The organism is Phormidium sp. FACHB-592 (genome assembly GCF_014695795.1).
Classification (GTDB): Bacteria; Cyanobacteriota; Cyanobacteriia; order Leptolyngbyales; family Leptolyngbyaceae; genus Stenomitos.
The window spans coordinates 246,902-266,342 of sequence record NZ_JACJOZ010000106.1 but is presented as its reverse complement, the minus strand read 5'-3'; the positions used below and the strand labels follow the sequence as shown (position 1 = coordinate 266,342).

Annotated in this window: 14 protein-coding genes; 9 read left to right on the top strand and 5 right to left on the bottom strand. The window is 50.2% G+C overall.

Going from position 1 to position 19,441, the window contains the following annotated elements; genetic code table 11:
* Nucleotides 1-271 precede the first annotated feature (271 nt).
* On the top strand, nt 272-1,705 hold the full coding sequence (locus tag H6F86_RS30670) for a carotenoid oxygenase family protein (protein ID WP_190455244.1): 1,434 nt from the start codon (nt 272-274) through the stop codon (nt 1,703-1,705).
* Between the two features lie 213 nt (nt 1,706-1,918).
* Here H6F86_RS30670 and H6F86_RS32630 read toward each other — a convergent pair whose 3' ends face one another.
* Nucleotides 1,919-3,016 carry a HAMP domain-containing sensor histidine kinase gene (locus tag H6F86_RS32630; protein WP_242033772.1) on the bottom strand — a complete coding sequence of 366 codons (1,098 nt, stop codon included), beginning with the start codon at nt 3,014-3,016 and terminating at the stop codon, nt 1,919-1,921.
* Between the two features lie 558 nt (nt 3,017-3,574).
* On the opposite strand from H6F86_RS32630, the gene H6F86_RS30660 reads away from it, so the two are divergent.
* From H6F86_RS30660 to H6F86_RS30645, 4 genes are all read left to right on the top strand, one after another.
* Nucleotides 3,575-4,879 carry an anhydro-N-acetylmuramic acid kinase gene (locus H6F86_RS30660; RefSeq protein ID WP_190455241.1) on the top strand — a complete coding sequence of 435 codons (1,305 nt, stop codon included), beginning with the start codon at nt 3,575-3,577 and terminating at the stop codon, nt 4,877-4,879.
* 60 nt (nt 4,880-4,939) lie between these two features.
* The gene (locus H6F86_RS30655) at nt 4,940-5,386 is read left to right on the top strand and encodes a hypothetical protein (protein WP_190455229.1); all 447 of its coding nucleotides are present in this window, start codon (nt 4,940-4,942) and stop codon (nt 5,384-5,386) included.
* Nucleotides 5,387-5,914: 528 nt separating this feature from the next.
* Nucleotides 5,915-7,510 carry a serine/threonine-protein kinase gene (locus tag H6F86_RS30650; protein WP_190455226.1) on the top strand — a complete coding sequence of 532 codons (1,596 nt, stop codon included), beginning with the start codon at nt 5,915-5,917 and terminating at the stop codon, nt 7,508-7,510.
* A 299-nt stretch (nt 7,511-7,809) separates the two neighbouring features.
* Complete coding sequence (locus tag H6F86_RS30645) at nt 7,810-10,008, top strand: CHASE2 domain-containing protein (protein WP_190455223.1); 2,199 nt, start codon at nt 7,810-7,812, stop codon at nt 10,006-10,008.
* Nucleotides 10,009-10,130: 122 nt separating this feature from the next.
* On the opposite strand, the gene H6F86_RS30640 is transcribed toward H6F86_RS30645, so the two are convergent.
* The 3 genes from H6F86_RS30640 to ileS form a co-directional block, all read right to left on the bottom strand.
* Nucleotides 10,131-10,286 carry a hypothetical protein gene (locus H6F86_RS30640; RefSeq protein ID WP_190455220.1) on the bottom strand — a complete coding sequence of 52 codons (156 nt, stop codon included), beginning with the start codon at nt 10,284-10,286 and terminating at the stop codon, nt 10,131-10,133.
* Nucleotides 10,287-10,319: 33 nt separating this feature from the next.
* On the bottom strand, nt 10,320-10,655 hold the full coding sequence (locus tag H6F86_RS30635; protein ID WP_190455217.1) for an HU family DNA-binding protein: 336 nt from the start codon (nt 10,653-10,655) through the stop codon (nt 10,320-10,322).
* A 403-nt stretch (nt 10,656-11,058) separates the two neighbouring features.
* Entirely contained in the window at nt 11,059-14,001 is a 2,943-nt protein-coding gene (gene ileS / locus H6F86_RS30630) for an isoleucine--tRNA ligase (RefSeq protein ID WP_347241452.1), read from the bottom strand.
* A gap of 540 nt (nt 14,002-14,541) precedes the next feature.
* Between ileS and H6F86_RS30625 the strand changes: the two genes are divergently transcribed.
* Both H6F86_RS30625 and H6F86_RS30620 read left to right on the top strand, forming a co-directional pair.
* On the top strand, nt 14,542-15,426 hold the full coding sequence (locus H6F86_RS30625) for a M48 family metalloprotease (RefSeq protein ID WP_190455212.1): 885 nt from the start codon (nt 14,542-14,544) through the stop codon (nt 15,424-15,426).
* Nucleotides 15,427-15,770: 344 nt separating this feature from the next.
* Nucleotides 15,771-15,977, top strand: a complete 207-nt coding sequence (locus tag H6F86_RS30620; protein ID WP_190455209.1) for a hypothetical protein — start codon at nt 15,771-15,773, stop codon at nt 15,975-15,977.
* Nucleotides 15,978-16,072: 95 nt separating this feature from the next.
* Here the strand turns inward: H6F86_RS30620 and pheS are convergent, their stop codons facing one another.
* Nucleotides 16,073-17,074, bottom strand: coding sequence for a phenylalanine--tRNA ligase subunit alpha (pheS, locus tag H6F86_RS30615; RefSeq protein WP_190455208.1), 1,002 nt, complete (start codon nt 17,072-17,074; stop codon nt 16,073-16,075).
* A 255-nt stretch (nt 17,075-17,329) separates the two neighbouring features.
* Here pheS and surE point away from each other — a divergent pair, with 255 nt between their 5' ends.
* Together surE and H6F86_RS30605 are read left to right on the top strand one after the other, a co-directional pair.
* Nucleotides 17,330-18,124 carry a 5'/3'-nucleotidase SurE gene (gene surE, locus H6F86_RS30610; protein WP_190455205.1) on the top strand — a complete coding sequence of 265 codons (795 nt, stop codon included), beginning with the start codon at nt 17,330-17,332 and terminating at the stop codon, nt 18,122-18,124.
* A gap of 353 nt (nt 18,125-18,477) precedes the next feature.
* Nucleotides 18,478-19,383: an MBL fold metallo-hydrolase gene (locus H6F86_RS30605; protein WP_190455200.1), complete on the top strand. Its 906-nt coding sequence runs from the start codon at nt 18,478-18,480 to the stop codon at nt 19,381-19,383.
* Nucleotides 19,384-19,441: the final 58 nt, after the last annotated feature.

The following is a 19,441-nucleotide window of genomic DNA, read 5'->3' as shown; positions in this document are numbered from 1 at the left end:
AACTGTCCTCTTCTGTTACTACAACCATACGCTGCCCATAAGTTAAAAAGATCCAGTCAAACGAAACAAGCTAACCATTTACAACTGCAAGAGAAGGCACAAAGCCAGTTCAAGCGTAATAATTATTGAAGGACGTTTAAGAAGCCTAATGAACCACATTTTAGCCGTGAAAGAATTAGTGTTTCAGGCGTTGAGCCTTAACGAAAAATGAGGGATTTTTCTCCTTTAGCTACCTGTTAAACCATCCTCATTAGAAATAGGGAGCCTAGCAATGATTAACACTATTCAACCAACCAAGATTGGAGCATGGGCAAAGGCAGTGCTTCGACCTGCCACCGAGTTTGGTCCCCTCCCCCTCAGCATCTTGTCTGGAGCTGTGCCTTCGGGCTTGCGTGGCTCTCTCTATCGCAATGGTCCTGCCTTACTGGAGCGAGGTGGGCAACGGGTAGGGCACTGGTTTGATGGTGATGGCGGCATTCTGGGACTGCACTTTACAACGGCAGGTGCAACAGGTGTGTATCGCTATGTTCAAACTGCTGCGTATCGGGCAGAAACCCAAGTCGGAACGTTTAAGCACAGTGGTTATGGCATGTTGCCGCCTGGTCATTGGTGGGAGCGGTTTAACAAAGGTCTGAAGAATGCTGCCAATACATCTGTGCTGGCTTTGCCCGACAAGCTTCTTGCCTTGTGGGAAGGTGGGCTACCGCACGCCTTGACGCTCGATCGCCTCGAAACGCTGGGACTTGATGACCTCAATGGCTTGGATGGAGCCGCTTATTCCGCACATCCTAAGCGCGATCCGCAAACGGGTGACATTTTTAATTTTGGGGTAAGCTTTGGTCGGAACGGCACGCTCAATCTGTACCGTAGCGATGCTAGCGGCAAGGTAAAGCAGCACGGCAAGATTCCACTCCAGGGGCTGCCTCTCATCCATGACTGGGTGTTGGCGGGTCAGTATTTGATTTTCTGCGTCCCACCTGTGCGGTTGAAGGCGCTGCCCTTGCTGGCGAAGCTAAAGAGCTATAGTGACGCGCTAACCTGGCAGCCGGAGAAAGGTACTGAAATTATTGTGGTCGATCGCACCACCCTGGAAGTCGTCAGCCGTACTCAAGCCGAACCCTGGTATCAGTGGCACTTTGGCAATGGCAGTGAACTAGCTGACGGAACCGTTGCCTTTAACTTTGTGCGCTACCCCGATTTTCAGACCAACCAATTTCTTAAAGAAGTGGCAACTGGGCAGACTCAAACCTTGGCAAAGGGTACTCTCTGGCAGTTGCGGCTTGAACCCAAAGCGGGCATCGTACTAGCGCTAGAAGAAGTCGTTAACCGCAGTTGCGAATTTCCAACCGTGCAGCCTAGGTCTGTGGGTCAGCCATCACGCTACACTTACCTGTCCATTCATCGTCAGGATGTGGAGTTGCAGCGAGAACTGTTTGGCGCGATCGCTCGTTTCGATTACCAAACCGCAACCCTCACCGAAGCGGATTTTGGTGCGAACTGTTATCCCAGCGAACCAATCTATGCGCCCGATGCGGATGATGTTGATCGAGGCTGGGTGCTGACGGTGGTGTACGACGCAAATGTCGATCGCAGTGAAGCCTGGATTTTCGACAGCGATCGTCTGGATGACGAACCAATTTGTAGGCTAGCGTTACCCGAAACCGTACCGCCTGGTTTTCATGGTACATGGAGGGGTAAGGCGTGAGAGATGAGGGATAGGGGATGAAGGATGAAGAGCTAAAAGCAACGCGAGGCTCTCTAGAGTAGCAGCACTACCTACCGCTTAAAACTGTCCTTACTTCCCTTACTTCCTGTGTCGCACTCCTATTGCTGTTTCAGAGTAACGATCGCTGTCGGTGAGCGATCGTGTTGGGCAGTGCTTCTCGCGTTGAAAGGCTGGTTAGAAACACTAAACAACCTAAGGTAGCACCGCTGGCAATTTGACAATGAAGCTTGTCCCTTTGCCCTCAGCACTTTCAACATCGATCGTCCCTTGATGAGCTTCAGTCAGACTTTTAGCTAAGAATAAGCCCAAGCCCCAGCCCGTTTGATCTTCCGCAGAGATGGTGCGACGAAATTGTTGAAAGAGAATCGATTGCGCTTCTGTGGTGATCGGCGTACCTTCGTTATGAATGGCCAGGCTGATCTCCGTTTCAGTTTGTTGGAGCGTGAGTGTAATTGGCGTACCAGGCGCACCATACTTCACAGCATTGGTGGCAATGTTTTCGATCACCCGCCGTAGTTCTTTACGGCTGCAACGAGTCATCACTGCACCATGAGAAACCATCACAAAGCGGTTCGTATAGGCGAAGTTCAAATCCTCCACAACCTCCTGGAGTAGCTGTTCCAAATCGCATACCTCAAAGGTAAGCTTTAAGCTCTGTCCTGCCTTCAGTCGACTGGCATCGAGCAGATTCTGAATCATTGAATCCAGTCGATCGATCGCGCTGATCATTCTTGCTGTGACATCAAAGTGAGTATCGCCGCGTTCAAACCGACGGAGGATCAATTGCGTGCCCATTTTTACGACGTTAATGGGATTTCTCAGATCGTGAGTTAGTGTCACCATAAAGAGTTCTTGAATCTCGCTCAGCGTCTGTGAAAACTGAGTCGCAGCATCATTCACAGCTTGCTCAATCGAGCCAATAATGATGTCTCGTTCCCGCACGTCTAAAGGCGCTTCCTCCTCTAAAATCTGAAAGATCACCTTGCGGAGAATGTGATACTCGAAGATAAGCTGAGTCATGGAGTAATCAGCATAACCCGCCCGTTCACGTCCATGCTGTTTACTAATCCGATCGCTTTCTGCCTTATCGGCTTCGGTACGAGCAGATGTCCGTTCAATATCGGTTGACAGTGCATTGCCTAGATGGCTTAAGTACTGCGGTAACGAATCTTGCAAGACCAGCGACTCTTGATGCATGGAGGCACTGATTTCCTGCCGTGCCCACTCTTCCCACAGTTGCATGATTCGTTTAGCATTTTGCCGAAGACGCTCAGACGCAGGATTAGACATGAGTTGTGCTTCTCTGTATGAGCGCGATAAAAAGAGACATTGAGCCGAAAGGCGCGCCTGCTTGAACACACAAGTAGCAAAACCTTGCTCTGGCGTTCACGTCTTTAGAAAAGCCTGCTTTTACAGCAGTTTTTAGTTGAGTAGCACAGAGTTTTAAGTGAGCAAGGATCAGCAATTGGCAAACTGCTGGTGTAGATAGAGGAGTGTAGCGTATCCCTTTCAACCTTGCCATAAGTTGGTCAGAACAAGGGTTTTAGTGCCATATAATTAACTTTTACCATGCTCTCAGTTTAATGTTAGAAAAGCGCTAAGTCGGTAGCCCTCATGCTTTGTGAGACGGGGCTAGAGGTCTTTGTTCCCAGGCTACGGTGGAACCTGTCTACCCCTAAATAGCAATTCTTAGTTTAATAACGCTCAACTACTGACCAGTTACTTAACGGATAAGAGGCACCTGAATAAGCAAATGATCCCTTAAAGCAATTAGCCGTCAGTGGTTAGCTTTCAGCCTATTCAGTTTAATTTAGTCTATGTACTTAACAACCAATCACCAACAACCGCATGGCTCTTGTCATTGGCTTAATGAGCGGCACCTCTGTAGACGGCATTGATGCGGCTCTAGTCGATCTTTCGGATGCTACAGGTACTTTAGCAGTCACTCTGTTAGCAGGAGCAACCTATCCCTATCCCACAGAGCTACGAGCACAGATTTTGGCAGTCTGTGGCGGTGCATCACTATCAATGGCAGACCTGGCAGATCTAGACGACGCGATCGCCCATCAGTTTGCTCAAGCCGCGATCGCCATTCAAACGGGACACCCCACGGCTGTACTCATCGGTTCCCATGGGCAAACGGTCTATCATCGACCACCGAAACCCAGGCGAGGAGAGGAGAGCGCAGTGGGAGAAAGGGCTCCTACCCCTTACCCCTCACCCCTTACCCCTCACTCCCTAGGCTACAGCTTACAACTGGGACGGGGAGAGGCGATCGCCAACGCTACAGGCATTACAACCATCAGTAACTTTCGTGCCGCTGACATTGCCGCTGGTGGACACGGTGCACCCCTCGTGCCTGCTGTAGATGTGGCGCTCCTTAGTCATCCCACTCTTAACCGTTGCGTGCAAAACATTGGCGGCATTGGCAATGTAGCGTATCTACCAGCTAGGGGGCAAAAGGCGATGGGGCGATGGGGCGATGGGATGATGGAGCAAGAAAAGCTCACAACTCAAAACGCGTCCCCGCTCCCTACTCCCTATCCCCCACGCCCCCTTTCTCCCCTCGGCTGGGATACTGGACCTGGTAACGTGCTCCTCGACCTGGCAGTGCAAACTTTTTCCAATGGTACGAAGACGTACGACAAAGACGGCAACTGGGCGGCAAGTGGTACCCCTTGCGAAGCCCTGGTCGATCGCTGGCTGCAACAGCCGTTTTTCCAACAACAGCCGCCAAAATCAACCGGGCGAGAATTATTTGGTGCTGCCTATCTCCACCAGTGTGTAGCAGATGCAGAGGCGCACTCACTCACCCATGCCGATATACTGGCAACGCTGACAGCCTTAACCGTAGACTCGATCGTCCATAGCTACTGTCACTTTTTGCCGCAACTGCCCGATCAAGTCTTGCTATGCGGCGGGGGCAGTAAGAACCTATATTTGAAACAGCGATTGCAGCGGCAATTGGGTGACATCCCTGTTTTAACGACAGATGATGTAGGGTTGAATGCCGAATTTAAAGAAGCGATCGCCTTTGCTGTCCTCGCGTACTGGCGGCAGCAAGGTATCCCTGGCAACCTTCCTGAGGCAACGGGCGCTCAAAACCCGGTGCTTTTAGGAGACATTCATTCAGTGTACAGAAGGGGTGCGTAGTAGCATGGATTACCACAAAAACCCGCATCGCAAGAAGCAAGCAAAGCAAGGGATAAGGCTGTGGCTCACACCTTTTTAATGGAGGCAGGACGCTGGTCACTTCAGGGCAACTGGCTAGAACGCAACGGCATGCCCCTTACGGTCATTGGCAAAACGCTGGTTGGCTGGAGCCGAGATGACTGGTTTACGATGGTAACAAAGCTGGTCTTTCCGGGTGCCGATCGCGAAGAAATTTCGTTTCAGTATCGGGGGCGGCTGGATGCTGGCGAGCGCCAGTATACCTTTGTACTTCAGCACAGTTTGCTGGGGCGCGTTGAGGGTGAAGGCTGGGTTGCCCAGGAATCGATCGTGCAGCGGTATTGGGTCTTGGGCGATCGCCAACGTCGTAGCGGATTTGAAACGCTTTATCGTATAGACGACAACAAATACTACCTGTCCAGCGGCATTATGGCAGGACATTACCTCACTAGCACAATGGAAGCGACCCTGGAACGTCATGTCGATTGAACGGGGTGGCTAACATATGGTCTATGTCTACCGGAACGAATGCGATCGTTGGTAAGAAAAACAGTCGCTTGAATCAATTAAAATTGCTCAAACGAAAGATCGCTAAAATGACTTTACGGGATTACTAACAATAGAGTGAAAACAAAGTTCCTGACTGCTTAAAAGCTAGGAGCTGGAGAATAAAACGTTTCGTTCGTCAAGCAGACTTTAACACCAACTGACGAGCGCTTACCCTGTCGCTTGCTGCTCTAAAAGCCTCAAGCGTTGTACAACGCCTTCTTCAGTAGGTTTTAAGCCTTACTCTCCGGGTAACCATAATGTCCTCCGTTCGATGTTTTTAGGCTGCCTTTGAAGAGTACCGCGCGAACACGTTTTGCTTTTCGTTAGTCATAAAATTGGGTTGCGTTGCGTCAATCGAAGTTCGTGTCAAGGTGTAAAAAAGCATTACCTGCCCTGTATGTATTTTTTGCCCCTGAACGATCGTTGCACCTGCGCTTTCAGGGTTTGGGATGCCCCTTAATGTAAACTATGGTCACAGATTCCAACGTCGGACGCTTGCTAGCAAATCGTTATCGGCTTGCTGAACTGATCGGCAAAGGTGCGATGGGGCGCGTTTATCGGGCAGAAGACATCTTGCTGGGCGGTGTCATTGCAGTGAAGTTTCTGGCTCAGACGCTCTTGAACCCCAAGATGCGCGATCGCTTTAAGAGCGAAGCCCGCATTTGTGCCCAACTTGGTCGCAAAAGTATTCATATCGTTAACGTCATTGACTACGGCGTGTCGGATTACAAGGACGAAGACGTACCCTTCTACGTCATGGAGTACTTGCAGGGGCAAAGTTTGAGCGAAGTCATTAACAATCAGCCGCTCCCGTTGCCTCGCTTTTTGACAATTTCTCGGCAGATCGCGTTGGGCTTGCAGTGCGCACATCAGGGCATCATTGTTGACGACAGCCTTTACCCCATCATCCACCGCGACATTAAGCCCAGTAATATTCTCGTGAGCCGCGATGCTAGCCTGGGCGAACTGGTAAAAATTCTCGACTTTGGCATCTCTAAGCTGCTGCAAGCCGATAGTGATCAGACCAGTTCTTATATGGGCACCCTGGCTTACTCGTCACCAGAGCAAATGGAAGGTCGTGAACTCGATTCCCGCTCTGACACCTATAGCCTGGGCGTGATGATGTACGAGATGCTAACCGGCAAGATGCCGCTCCATGTCGAAACGCACGCTTTCGGAGCCTGGTTCAAAGCACATCACTACCAAACACCTCGCACGTTTGAAGCGGTTAATCCCAGCCTAAAGCTACCAAAAGCCTTAGAAACGCTAGTCATGAGCTGCCTGGCAAAGGCACCCGAGGATCGCCCTCAGTCAGTGGCAGATATTTTGGAGGTGCTAGACGCACTGGGGAAACGGTACAAGGATAATCCCGGTGTCGGCAAACGGATTGCAGACTATTTGGAGAAAATGCCGCCCTCTGTCCAGGGTCAACCGAAACCGCTAAGCGACCGAGTTCCTCTAATTGATGAGATCTGCACATTAGCCGTCTGGCCTAAAAATAAACCGATCGCGCAAATCGTTTTTGCCCAAAGCCTTACAACTGAGACTATCGCTCTGCCAGCCGTCTGGGTAATGCTTCCCCAGCAAGAAATCCAGAACTTACAGACGTACCGACTCTACAATGTCATCTACAAAAACTTTCTCTATGCTATGTCGCCCCATCCCACACTGCTGTGGGTGACGGGCATTTACAACCGCCAGCGCCATCAACAAAAAAGCAATGGCGGGGAGGCTCAACAGGGAACGCGCTGGTTGCCCTGCTATTTAGATCTAAAATCGCCCTCTGGTTTAGAAACGGCGCGCCTATTGAGCCAAAAAGGAGAGTACCAGGTCTTGCTCTTTGCCTTAGAGCAACCAGAGCGGTGCTTTCATGCGATTACAATCACCATCAACGAGTCTCAGCGATTACAGCTACAAGAGTGGGCAATCACCAGCCAGCCAGTGCGATCGATCGGTTCTCCAACCTTAAGTAAAAATATCCTAAAAGCAGAGTTTGACAAGCTCAAGCTACGCATCACCCCTGAAATGGAGAAAGACCCCGGCGGCTCCTCCTTTGGGCGGTAAGAGCAGAAGCTTAGGTACCTGGGTAGGATGTCTGCTTCGTTACACCTACTTACTCGGTCAGCAACTGGGGAATGTGGGCTCGTCACACCTTATGTTTTGCACTGGAACCAATCTTTTGTAAGGGCAGACAGTGGGTGACGCTTACAGCCTTTGATCGATCGCCCTTCTTTTGAGATTGGTAAAACCTTGTATCATTTGCACGTTCGGCAGGGTAGATTCTGTTCATGATAGGGCAAGCAGTTCTGTTGTGTGACACGATTGAGCACTGGTGATGGAGCGGCGTAAATGAACAAACCACCATGCAACAACGTAGCAAAATGCCTAGCTGGACACGGCTAAAGCAGAGATTTTTTAGGGCAAGCAGGGTTCTCCTTACGTCGTCAGGTGTTGCCGGGTGCGTTATCATCCTTCGCCTTACCGGGCTATGGCAAACCTCAGAGTTAGGCGCATTCGATATGCTGTTTCGTCTGCGTCCAGCAGAGCCGATCGACGAGCGCATTGTCATTGTGGGCATTGATGAGATGGATCTGCGGCGCGTGGGCAAATGGCCCATTCCTGATCACGTCTTAGTACAGTTGCTGACCAAGCTCCAGTCTTATCAGCCGCGTGTGATCGGTTTAGACATCTACCGAGATTTGCCTGTCGAGCCAGGTTATGCCGAGCTACAGGAGATTTATCGTACGCTGCCTAATCTTGTTGGTATTGAGCAAATCAAAGACCAAGCAAATGTGGGCGTACCAGCCCCACCCCTGCTTGCAGCACGGCAACAGGTTGGCTTTAATAATCTGGTGTTTGACGTTGATGGCAAGGTACGGCGGAGCTTGCTCTATTGGAGTGTTAATGGCAAAAGTCATCGAAGCTTTGCGCTCACGCTCGCCCTTGCCTATCTCTCCCATGACGGTATCACGCCTCAAGCTGCCAGCCGTGATAAGCGCTATTTGCAGCTTGGTCAGGCTGTGTTTCGTCGGTTTGAGAATAGTGATGGTGCTTATACTCATGCCGATGCCGGTGGTTATCAAATTCTGGCAAACTTGCGAGGCGCAACAGGCACTTTTGCGAGCGTATCGCTGACGGATGTTTTGAAGGGTAGGGTTAATCCTGAGCAGTTGCGCGATCGCATTGTCATCGTTGGTTCTACTGCCGTCAGCCTGCGCGATTTTTTTCAAACTGCCTACAGCAAGGAACTGGTTAACTCGTCGCCTCAACCGACATCAGGAGTCGAGTTGCAAGCCAATTTTGCAAGTCAGATCATCAGCGCTGCCTTACAAGGACGTAGTGCTATCAATGTTTGGGCAGAGCCACTGGAGTGGTTATGGATTTTTGTCTGGGCTTGGGTTGGTGCCCAACTAAGCTGGACAGTGCGATCGCCGTCCTGGATCACTCTCAAGTTGCTCTTAGCAAGCGGTAGTCTCGTAGGTTTTTGCTTACTGGGCTTTCTGTGGGGTTGGTGGCTACCGCTAGTGCCACCCATGATCGCGCTGGCAGGATCAGCGATCGTGATCATGGCTCACGTTGCCCATCTACAAGAAGAACTAAAGCGTTCCAAAGAGTTTCTTGGCAAGATCATTAACGCCATTCCCGATCCAATTTTTGTAAAAGACAGGCAGCATCGCTGGATTGTGCTAAACCAGGCTTACTCTCGGTTTCTCGGCTATCCCCTTGAAGACTTACTCGAAAAATCAGAGTATGACCTGTTTTCTCAGCAGGAAGCCACTGTCTTTCGTGAGCAAGACCAGCTTGTTTTTAGCAGCGGACAAGAACACGAACATGAGGAGATTTTTACCGATCAGTGGGGCGCAACGCATTACATTGCAACGAAGCGATCGCTCCATAAAGATGCGGCTGGCAACCTCTTTCTCGTTGGTGTCATACGCGACATCACAGGGCGTAAGCGCATGGAGGACGAGCTAAAACGCACCACTGCCGAACTCATCCGTTCCAATGCCACCTTAGAGCAATCGGCTAGCCACTTGCGCCATTTGGCAAACCATGACGGACTCACTGGGCTACCAAACCGCAAGTTGTTTCACGAACGCCTTGATCAGTCGATCGAGTGGGCAAAGGAAAATAGTCAGCCTGTTGGACTGCTGTTCCTTGACCTAGATGGGTTTAAGCTCATCAACGACACGCATGGGCATGATGTCGGTGACCTATTGCTAAAAGCAGTGGCTAAACGCTTAACGAGTTGCTTGCGTGGCAGTGATACCGTCTCTCGGTTAGGAGGAGACGAATTTACAGTCATTCTCCCCGCCATTCCAATGGCTCAAGGTGCTGCGCGCGTTGCCGAAAAAATTCTTCAGACTCTTGCCAAACCGTTTGTCATTAAGGGTCACACTATTTTTGTCACTACTAGCATTGGCATCAGCCTTTACCCCCAGAATGGGCTGACCGTTGATGTGCTTGTCAAAGAGGCAGATAGTGCCATGTACTCTGCCAAAGAGCTTGGCAAGAACCGCTACGAATTGGCAGCCACGTCTGAGACGGTTAGCAATGAGTAGGTGAAGATGCTCTAGTGCGTGCTTAGAAAATTGCAATGCTCTCTAGAAGCAGAATAAGTAGAAAGCAGAAACAAAACTGTCTGATCTCCTTGTCTTAAGGCAACCAGACGTAAAAGGGCAGACTAACGTTCGCCGTTCGTTTGGCAATGCAGCGATCGATCAACCTGCCCAATGTTGTAAAGTGATGCCCTCCAGCCTTGTCTCTGAAAAGCCTGAGCATTCCAGACGAGAAACCACTGCACCCTGATAGTGCTTGTAAGCACCCAGTCATTGGACAATCGTTCATCCCCTTAACGCGATCGCACAAGGGGCTACTTCTTCGCCTTCGTTTTTGATTTAGTGGCTTTCTCCTCTACTGGCTTTTCCTCTTTAGCTGGAGCCACCTTTTCCTTGAACAATTTGCCTGCTGAGAATGCCGGAACAGTTGTTGCCGGAATCTTAATTGGCTTACCAGTGCTAGGGTTACGTCCTTCGCGTTCTTGGCGCTGACGAGCTTCAAAGGTGCCAAAGCCAACCAACGTCACTTTGTCACCAGCAGAGACCGCTTCGATAATGGCGTCGACTGCTGCACTAAGCACTGCATCCGCATCTTTCTTCGTAATGGATGCCTTTTCAGCGATCGCGTCTACTAATTCACTCTTGTTCATAGCTTAAGCCTCTAGCATTGTGGATTCAAATGTGTGCCGTGATTATAGTTCAGCTATTTGTAAATGGCGCAATAAATCAACATTTGCTCATTACTGATTGCTGTTCATTCGTATTACCTTTACCCCAGCGTAAGATCAGCTAGCTCGATACCTTACAGAATTGCATGGCAAAAACTAAGTGGATACTATCAAACTTAAAGTAAGGTTCGTCTTCCCCCATAAGTCTAATTTCATACCAAAAAGTGGTGCACTCATCTGGTCTTTCGATGCTACAAATAGCCTGCTTATTCGCTATGAACCACGATCTCCGCATGGTCGACATTGCCCACAACCCTTGAGGGCTGGACATTTCAGCTTCTAAGCCCTTCTTAGCAAGGCTATTAAAGACGAGTGTTCCTTTTGCTCAAAATGCCCCTTCCAGCGCTGGAATGCAGCGTTCACAGAGTAAGGGATGTGCAGCCGATTCGCCAACGTGAGCGGAGTAGTTCCAGCAGCGATCGCATTTTTTACCCTCCGCATCCACAACTCCAATTTGAAGGGCGTTTGCCTGAGCGCTGTACTTGAGCCCAGTGATGCGATCAACAGTGTCTAGCAGCTCCACTTGAGAGGTGAGAAACAGGTAGCGGAGTTCATCTACACCGTTGCCGCTCAGGCTACCAGAGACGTTAAGTGCCTGTAATGTCTCTTTAAGTTGGGCATCAGCTGTATACAGCAGCAGTTTTGCTTCCAGCGACGAACCGATCGCTTTGTCAGCGCGGGCTTTTTCAAGCACCTTGTTGACCTCATCACGGCTTTGAGCAAGGGTTTGCCATTTGGTAGCCAGTGCTGGTGCGTGCCACTGGTCATCTAGCATGACCCAACCTGCTTGAAAAACAGACGTATGCGGCGTGGTATAGGGTAGCGCTTGCCAGATGTCTTCTGCCATATGCGAGAGGACAGGCGCGATCGCCTTTGCCAGGTTTTCGAGGGCGATTGCCAGAACAGTTTGGCAACTGCGACGACGGGGCGAATTTTCAGCGCTGATATAAAGTCGATCTTTGGCGCTATCCAGATAAAAGTTAGAGAGATCGACCACGCAAAAGTTCAGCACCGTTTGGAAGAAGCGGAAAAACTGGAAGCTGTCAAACGCATCGGTTACTTCGCTAAAGACTTCGTTAATGCGATGGAGGAGGTAGCGATCGAGTTCCGGCAGTTGCTCATAGGGCACGGCATTTTTAGCAGGATCAAAATCATGCAGGTTGCCCAGCAAAAAACGCGCCGTATTGCGGATCTTACGGTAAACGTCTGCCATCTGCTTCAGGACAGTTTTGCCCAGCCGCATATCGGATGAGTAATCGACAGACGAAACCCATAACCGCAGTACATCAGCACCGTAGGGTGGTTCCTCCTTCTGGTTTTTGCCACCCTTAATAATGACCATCGGATCAACGACGTTGCCGAGGGATTTGCTCATTTTGTAGCCCTGCTCATCCAGCACAAAGCCGTGAGTCAGCACAGTTTTGTACGGCGCGCAATTATTCACCGCGACGCTGGTCAGCAAACTGGACTGGAACCACCCACGATGCTGGTCAGAGCCTTCGAGGTACAGATCGGCGGGGTAGGTAGGAGGAGAGGAGAGAGGAGAGAGGGGTGAATGGTCTGGCACCTCACCCCTCACTTGCTCACTCCTCTCCTGTAGCACCGCTGCCCAAGAAGAACCGGAGTCGAACCAGACATCCATCGTGTCGGTGCCCTTGCGATAGGTATGTCCATTGTTCCGGTAAGCCTCCGGCAGCAATTCATCAACGGAGCGCTCCCACCAGGCATCGGAACCATGCTCAGCGACGATCGCCTGCACATAGGCGATCGTTTCCTGAGTCAATAATGGCTCCGCAGTGGCTTCGTCGTAAAAGACAGGAATTGGTACACCCCAACTCCGCTGACGAGAGATACACCAGTCCGACCGCTCTGCCACCATTGGCGTGATGCGGTTTTCGCCCTGAGCCGGAATCCAGCGGACATCCGCGATCGCTGCCAGTGCCTGATCCCGAAAGCCTTCTACTGAGGCAAACCACTGTTCCGTTGCCCGAAAGATCGTTGGTTTGTTGGTGCGCCAGTCGTAGGGATATTTGTGAACGTAAGGCTCTTCTTTCAGTAAAGACTGAGCCTCTTGCAGCGCTGCAATCACCGCCGTATTGCCGTCGCCCAGCACATTCAGCCCAGCAAACGGTCCGGCTTCGTCTGTAAAGTTGCCGTCATCATCCACAGGCGCAAGGATAGGCAAACCGTAGCGTTGACCCACAAGATAGTCATCTTGACCATGCCCCGGAGCAGTATGCACTAAACCCGTACCGGCATCTGTAGTGACGTAATCGCCACCAATCACGATTTCGCTCCGGCGATCGAACAAGGGATGTTGATATGTTGTATGCTCCAGCGTTTTGCCCACCATCGTTGCCTGTACAGTCAGTGTGGTGCCGAGGACTTCTGAGAGGCGATCGACTAGATCTTTCGCCACAATCAGGTACTTAAAGCGACCAGGCGCGTTTTCGCCCACTTCCACAACTGCATAGATCAGCTCTGGGTTCACGCTCACTGCCAGGTTGGCGGGGATCGTCCAGGGAGTCGTTGTCCAGATAGCAACGCCCAACTCACCCTTACCCATGAAGGAATCTAGCCCCATCATGAGCGCAGGTGAAAGCTGCTTGATTTCAAACGCGGCATACAGGCTACGCGAGGTGTGCCCTTCGGGATACTCTAGCTCAGCCTCTGCCAGTGCCGTTTTGGAACTAGGACTCCAATACACAGGCTTTAAGCCACGGTAGATGTAGCCTTTGAGCACCATCTGCCCAAAGACGCCAATTTGCGCGGCTTCATACTCTGGTTTCAGAGTGAGGTAAGGATGCTCCCAATCGCTCCAAACGCCATAGCTCTTAAAGCTTTGTCGCTGTTGATCGACAGTTTTGAGGGCAAATTCTTTAGCTTTTTGCCGTAGCTTTAACGGTGTTAGCGCTTTGCGCTCGTCTGATTTGAGGGTTTGTAGCACTTTAAGCTCGATCGGCAACCCATGACAATCCCAACCCGGCACATAGCGTACCTTTCGTCCGCATAGCAACTGGTACTTGTTGATCACATCCTTCAGCACCTTGTTGAGCGCATGCCCCATGTGCAACGAGCCGTTAGCATAAGGAGGTCCATCATGCAATACAAACAATTCGCCTGGATTCTCTTGCGACAGACGTTGGTATAGCTGCTGCTCATCCCAAAATGCCTGTAGTTCCGGTTCCCGTTTGACGGCATTGGCGCGCATGTCAAAATTGGTCTTTGGAAGATTAACAGTGTCTTTATAGGAGCCGGGTTCTGTCACAGTCATGGAATTGGGGACTAGGGTTTAGGGATGGAGGCGAATGAGCAGCGTCTTAACGCCTGGAGCTAGCACGGACCATAAATTAGGCAGCCTTTTTCTAGAGTGAGGTCTCCAGACTAGGGTGCTGTCAGGGCTGAAGCCAAGATGAAGGTAGAAACTAGCGCTTTAACTGAATTAAGTGACGCTTGTAGTATTCATGTAGTATAGCAATCACCTTTGCTTGTTGAGAGCCGTTACCTCACTGACTCAAGCTAAAGCTTACTATTGTTGGTCGGCGATCTGAAGCCTCAAGTTTAGCGAATCACGGTCTTACATACCTAAACGAATCAATCGCTGTATGCAATTAAGCTGAAGCTTGCTTAAAAGGTGGACAGATTTAGAGTTTCTAGACTGTAGGCGTAGCCTCCAAACTCCCTTCTTGTACAGGAGGACAATCTCATTAGTAAGGCAAAGTTCATTCACAGGATAGAGATATGACAAACCGTAATTTGAGACTCTAAGTGGAACGCTAATACCTTATGAGTCCTCGTCAGTAAAATTATGGTTGGCATTAATGAAATCAAAACGGTAGGGCTGCTAGGTCTACTGAGCGGGTTGTTTGTACTCGCTGGCTATTATCTAGTGGGTGATGAGTCAGGTCTTTATCTAGGGTTAGGCATTGCCGCAGTCACTAGCTTTGGCTCCTGGTTTTACTCCGATAAGGCAGCATTGTCAGCCTATCAAGCGCAGCTGATCGCACGAGAGCAAGCACCTGAACTTTACGATATGGTGACTCGTTTAAGCGATCGTGCTGGTATTCCCATGCCAAAGCTATTTGTCGTCCCAACAAAATCTCCGAATGCGTTTGCTACAGGGCGCGATCCTCAACACGCTACGATCGCCGTCACAGAAGGCATTACTGAATTGTTGAACCGTCAAGAGCTAGAAGGCGTGATCGCTCATGAACTGACGCACGTGAAAAACCGCGATACGTTAACTCAAGCAGTTGTCGGTACAGTGGCAGGAGCCATTACTTATCTGGGTCGGTTGCTGACCCTCGGTGCGCTGTATGGACCAGTTACTCGTGACACTCGGCGCGCTGCGAATCCCTTTGTTTTGCTGTTTCTCATTGTCCTGGCTCCACTGTCTGCAATGTTGATCCAACTTGCCATTTCTCGAACACGCGAATTTTCAGCCGATCAAGGCTCTGCTGCGATTACAGGTAACCCGCTTGCACTAGCTCACGCACTTGAAAAGCTGGAAGCAGCAGGTCATGAAATTCCGATGCATGGTAATCCAGCTATGTCTCCGTTGCTGATTGTTAACCCACTGTCAGCCCAGGGGCTACAGTCGTTATTTCGCACTCATCCTGCAACAGAAGAACGGATTCAGCGACTGATGGAGTTAGCACAACAGCAGCAACCTGTTGATCCTGCGTTTGCTTGAGTTTCTAGTTTTACTGACAGCGATCGGTGCGTAACAAAAACTTACTAGAGAAAGCATTCCAATCTGCACTGCCTTCTTGGAAGTTGGAGTGCCTTGAGAAACAATGATCGCTGTCAGCATTAATCCACCAGCATTGCAAAATACTGCTGAGCTAAACCAAGTTGTAGAGTCTTGGGATGCCAACTGTCCCCTGTATGGAAGCAACCCGATTTCTGAGTAAGCCCTGACATTTAATAAATTTCATGTCGCTCGGTACGAAATCACAAGTGTTTGTCATCACATTTGCTTAGGATCATTTTAAACCCGAACGTCTCTGAGCAAGCATTGCTTCCCCATTGAAATCTATGACCCAGCTTGAGTTGACGCAGTGCCTACACTTGGCTAAAACGCTAGATTTAATTGTGTCGAGCCGCATGATTAACGGAGTTTTGTACGTTTACGATGCCGCTGGGCAAAAGAAACCGTGGGACAGCTTTGTGTCCGATTATCCCTTAGAACGGCTCCGGGCAATGATCGATCGTCGGCAAATTCGCCCTACGACCGCCACTTAAGCCACATGGTTCCGCAGCCAGAAGGTAGCTTTTAGCATTACTTACTACTTCTGGCTTCTGGCTCCCTTTAAAGATGCGCTATTTGTTGCAGCAACCTAAAACTGTTGCAAGAAACGCAAATCGCTTGTGTAGAGACGGCGGATATCATCAATTTGGTGCAGCACCATTGCCAGTCGCTCAACACCCATACCAGCAGCAAAGCCTGTGTAGACTTCGGGGTCATACCCAACCGCTTTTAGCACATTAGGGTCTACCATGCCGCACCCCATGATCTCAAGCCAGCGCCCTTTCCACTGCACATCGACTTCAGCAGATGGCTCTGTGAAAGGAAAGAAACTGGGGCGAAAGCGAATGGGCACTTCCCCAAACAGTTGTTCCAAAAACACTTTAATTGTGCCTTTTAAGTCGGTGAAGGTCAGTCCCTCATCTACTGCCAAAATTTCTACTTGATGGAAGACAGCCGAGTGGGTAGCATCAACTGTATCGCGACGATAGCAGCGCCCCGGCATAACAATTCGTACAGGCGGATCGTTTGTCTCCATGTAGCGAATTTGCACCGAGGAGGTGTGGGTTCGCATGATGTTCCCGTCGGGTAGATACAGCGTATCCTGCATATCGCGTGCGGGATGATCAGGCAGGAAGTTCAGTGCCTCGAAGTTATAGTAGTCTGTCTCCATTTCTGGACCTTCGGCGACAGTGTAGCCCAAACCAACAAAGATGTCTGTGACTCGATCCATCATGCCGTTAATCGGATGAATGCGCCCCTGAGGACGATAAACCCCTGCCATCGTGACATCTAACGTCTCTGCTTCAAGCTGCGCCTGAATCTGAATTGCTTGTAGAGCAAGGCGGCGACGATCGAGTTCCTTCTGAATAGTTTCCTTTACTTCATTTGCTAAGGCACCAATACGGGGTCGATCGACAGCGTCTAGTTTCCCCATGCCACCCAGCACTTGAGGAATGGGTCCCTTCTTGCCCAGGTACTTCACCCGCAGTTGCTCCAGTTGGTCTAACGAGTCGGTCGCCGTTAACGCCTGTTGGGCTTCCTGACGAATGGATTCTAATTGTGCGGCGAGTTCTTGAAGCTGAACAGTCATACTAAAAGTTGTTGGTTGTTAGTTGTTGGTCTAGGGTTGTTGTTCTAGGACAAAGCACGATCGAACAACGAACAACTAGTTAATTTCCCAGCCCAAAGGGTTGAATAAGATCTGGAACGGGAACGTTGGCTCTAATGCGGCTTCTTCTGCTGCATCCATTCTTCAGTTTAGTAGCTGAGTGGAAGCATAAGCGATCGCGCTCCAAAGTTCTCTACTCCCTGCTCCCTACGCCCCATTCCTCACTCTCACTGATTCATGAAACTACTCATCAGCAACGATGATGGCATTTACGCTCTGGGTATTCGTGCTCTGGCGAACAGTCTAGCCGAAGCAGGGCATGATGTAACGGTTGTGTGCCCCGATCGTGAGCGATCGGCGACTGGGCACGGACTGACCTTACACCAGCCCATTCGCGCTGAAATTGTCGAGTCTATCTTTCATCCCAGCGTCAAAGCCTGGGCATGCTCCGGCACTCCTTCAGATTGCGTTAAACTAGCACTGTGGGCGTTGCTAGATCACCCACCCGACCTGGTACTTTCTGGCATTAATCACGGGTCTAACCTGGGAACCGATGTGCTGTACTCTGGCACCGTATCAGCAGCAATGGAAGGCGTGATTGAGGGTATTCCCAGTATTGCGTTTAGCCTCACCAGTTTTTCCTCGTCCGATTTTCAGTCAGCCGCCGCCTTTGCCCAATCGCTAGTCGCTCAACTTGCCAAGCAACCTCTGCCCGAACTGCTGCTGTTGAATGTAAATGTGCCTGCGGTGGCAGCAGCAGCGATCGCAGGTGTCAAGGTTACACGACAGGGCATTCGTCGCTATATTGATGTTTTTGAGAAGCGGCTCGACCCGCGTGGTAAAACCTATTACTGGCTCGCTGGCGAGCTGTTGGAGGAAGTAGACGAGGACTCAAGCCTGAGCGAACTAGCCCCCACTGATGTGCAGGCAATTCGCGACAACTACATTACAATAACGCCATTGCAGTACAACCTAACCGCAGCAACAGGACTAGCCAGCCTAAAAAACTGGAATTTTACGTTTCCGGACTGAGGTTATCTACAGACGAGGTAATTAAAACGACTAAAAATCATACTGGTAGAAAATCTTCTGACTTTTGTGCGTGTGCGCGATCGAAGGGGTACTTTAACTAGAAGCTCATTAGATTCGCATTAGCTTTATGCTCGGTGTTTCGTCTAAGTGGCTGAAATAATACCGCATGATTACTGAGATTTAGTCCATTGTGCGATCATGATCACTGACAGAGAGCACCTTTTTTTATGAAGCTGTCTTTAAGGGTACGTTGAATAACTGTTTTTGATGTCACATTTATCCAGGCTATGTCTTTTTGTGATTGAGGTAATTACTGAGCCTGGAGGCTTGATCGAATTTTGCAAAAAACACCCATGTCCAACACGGAAAACCAGTTTACAGTCACCTTCTGGGGCGTTCGGGGAAGTATTGCCAGTCCAGGCTCTTCGACAGTACGCTATGGCGGCAATACCCCTTGTGTTGAAATGCGCGTCGGCGGCGAACGCCTGATTTTTGATGGAGGGACAGGCATTCGTGTCCTGGGGCAGTCGCTACTGTCGCAGATGCCACTTGACGCACATATGTTCTTCACCCACTCCCATTGGGATCACATTCAGGGCTTTCCCTTTTTTGTCCCTGCCTTTGCTAAGGGTAACCGCTTCAACATTTACGGGGCGATCGCACCGAACGGCTCCACCATGGAGCAGCGCTTAAATGACCAGATGCTGCATCCAAACTTCCCTGTCCCGCTACAAATTATGGGTGCAGACCTGAAGTTTAATGATATTGAAATCGGCGAAACGGTTCGGATCAACGATGTAGTGGTCGAAAATGCACTGCTAAACCACCCTGGTCAAGCGGTAGGCTATCGCGTCAACTGGCGAGGTCATGCGGCAGCATATGTCACTGATACCGAACATTTTCCTGATCGATTGGATGAAAATGTCCTTTCCTTGGCGCATCAAGCTGACTTACTCATCTACGATGCGACCTACACCGACGAAGAATACCACTCGGAGAAATCCAGCAAAGTTGGTTGGGGGCACTCAACCTGGCAAGAAGCTGTCAAAATTGCCAAAGCCGCTCATGTAAAGACGCTGGTCATCTTCCATCACGATCCATTGCATAGCGACGACTTTCTCGATCAGGTGGGGGCAGATGTCGCTGCTGCGTTTCCTAACAGCTTAATGGCGCGCGAAGGTTTGGTGATTCATATTGCACCGCCTGTTATGGCTTTGGAGCCTAGAGCAATCGCGGCTGAAATAGGACTATCGGTATGAGTAGGGTACAGGGAGTAAAGAAAGACAGAATGCACTCAACACAAATGCCTCTCGCCTT

Bases quoted from the DNA above. Each gene is read 5' to 3' on its own strand.
- H6F86_RS30670 (WP_190455244.1), top strand. From the start codon at position 272: ATGATTAACACTATTCAACCAACCAAGATTGGAGCATGGGCAAAGGCA.
- H6F86_RS32630 (WP_242033772.1), bottom strand. From the start codon at position 3,016: ATGTCTAATCCTGCGTCTGAGCGTCTTCGGCAAAATGCTAAACGAATC.
- H6F86_RS30660 (WP_190455241.1), top strand. From the start codon at position 3,575: ATGGCTCTTGTCATTGGCTTAATGAGCGGCACCTCTGTAGACGGCATT.
- H6F86_RS30650 (WP_190455226.1), top strand. From the start codon at position 5,915: ATGGTCACAGATTCCAACGTCGGACGCTTGCTAGCAAATCGTTATCGG.
- H6F86_RS30645 (WP_190455223.1), top strand. From the start codon at position 7,810: ATGCAACAACGTAGCAAAATGCCTAGCTGGACACGGCTAAAGCAGAGA.
- H6F86_RS30635 (WP_190455217.1), bottom strand. From the start codon at position 10,655: ATGAACAAGAGTGAATTAGTAGACGCGATCGCTGAAAAGGCATCCATT.
- H6F86_RS30625 (WP_190455212.1), top strand. From the start codon at position 14,542: ATGGTTGGCATTAATGAAATCAAAACGGTAGGGCTGCTAGGTCTACTG.
- H6F86_RS30620 (WP_190455209.1), top strand. From the start codon at position 15,771: ATGACCCAGCTTGAGTTGACGCAGTGCCTACACTTGGCTAAAACGCTA.
- pheS (WP_190455208.1), bottom strand. From the start codon at position 17,074: ATGACTGTTCAGCTTCAAGAACTCGCCGCACAATTAGAATCCATTCGT.
- surE (WP_190455205.1), top strand. From the start codon at position 17,330: ATGAAACTACTCATCAGCAACGATGATGGCATTTACGCTCTGGGTATT.
- H6F86_RS30605 (WP_190455200.1), top strand. From the start codon at position 18,478: ATGTCCAACACGGAAAACCAGTTTACAGTCACCTTCTGGGGCGTTCGG.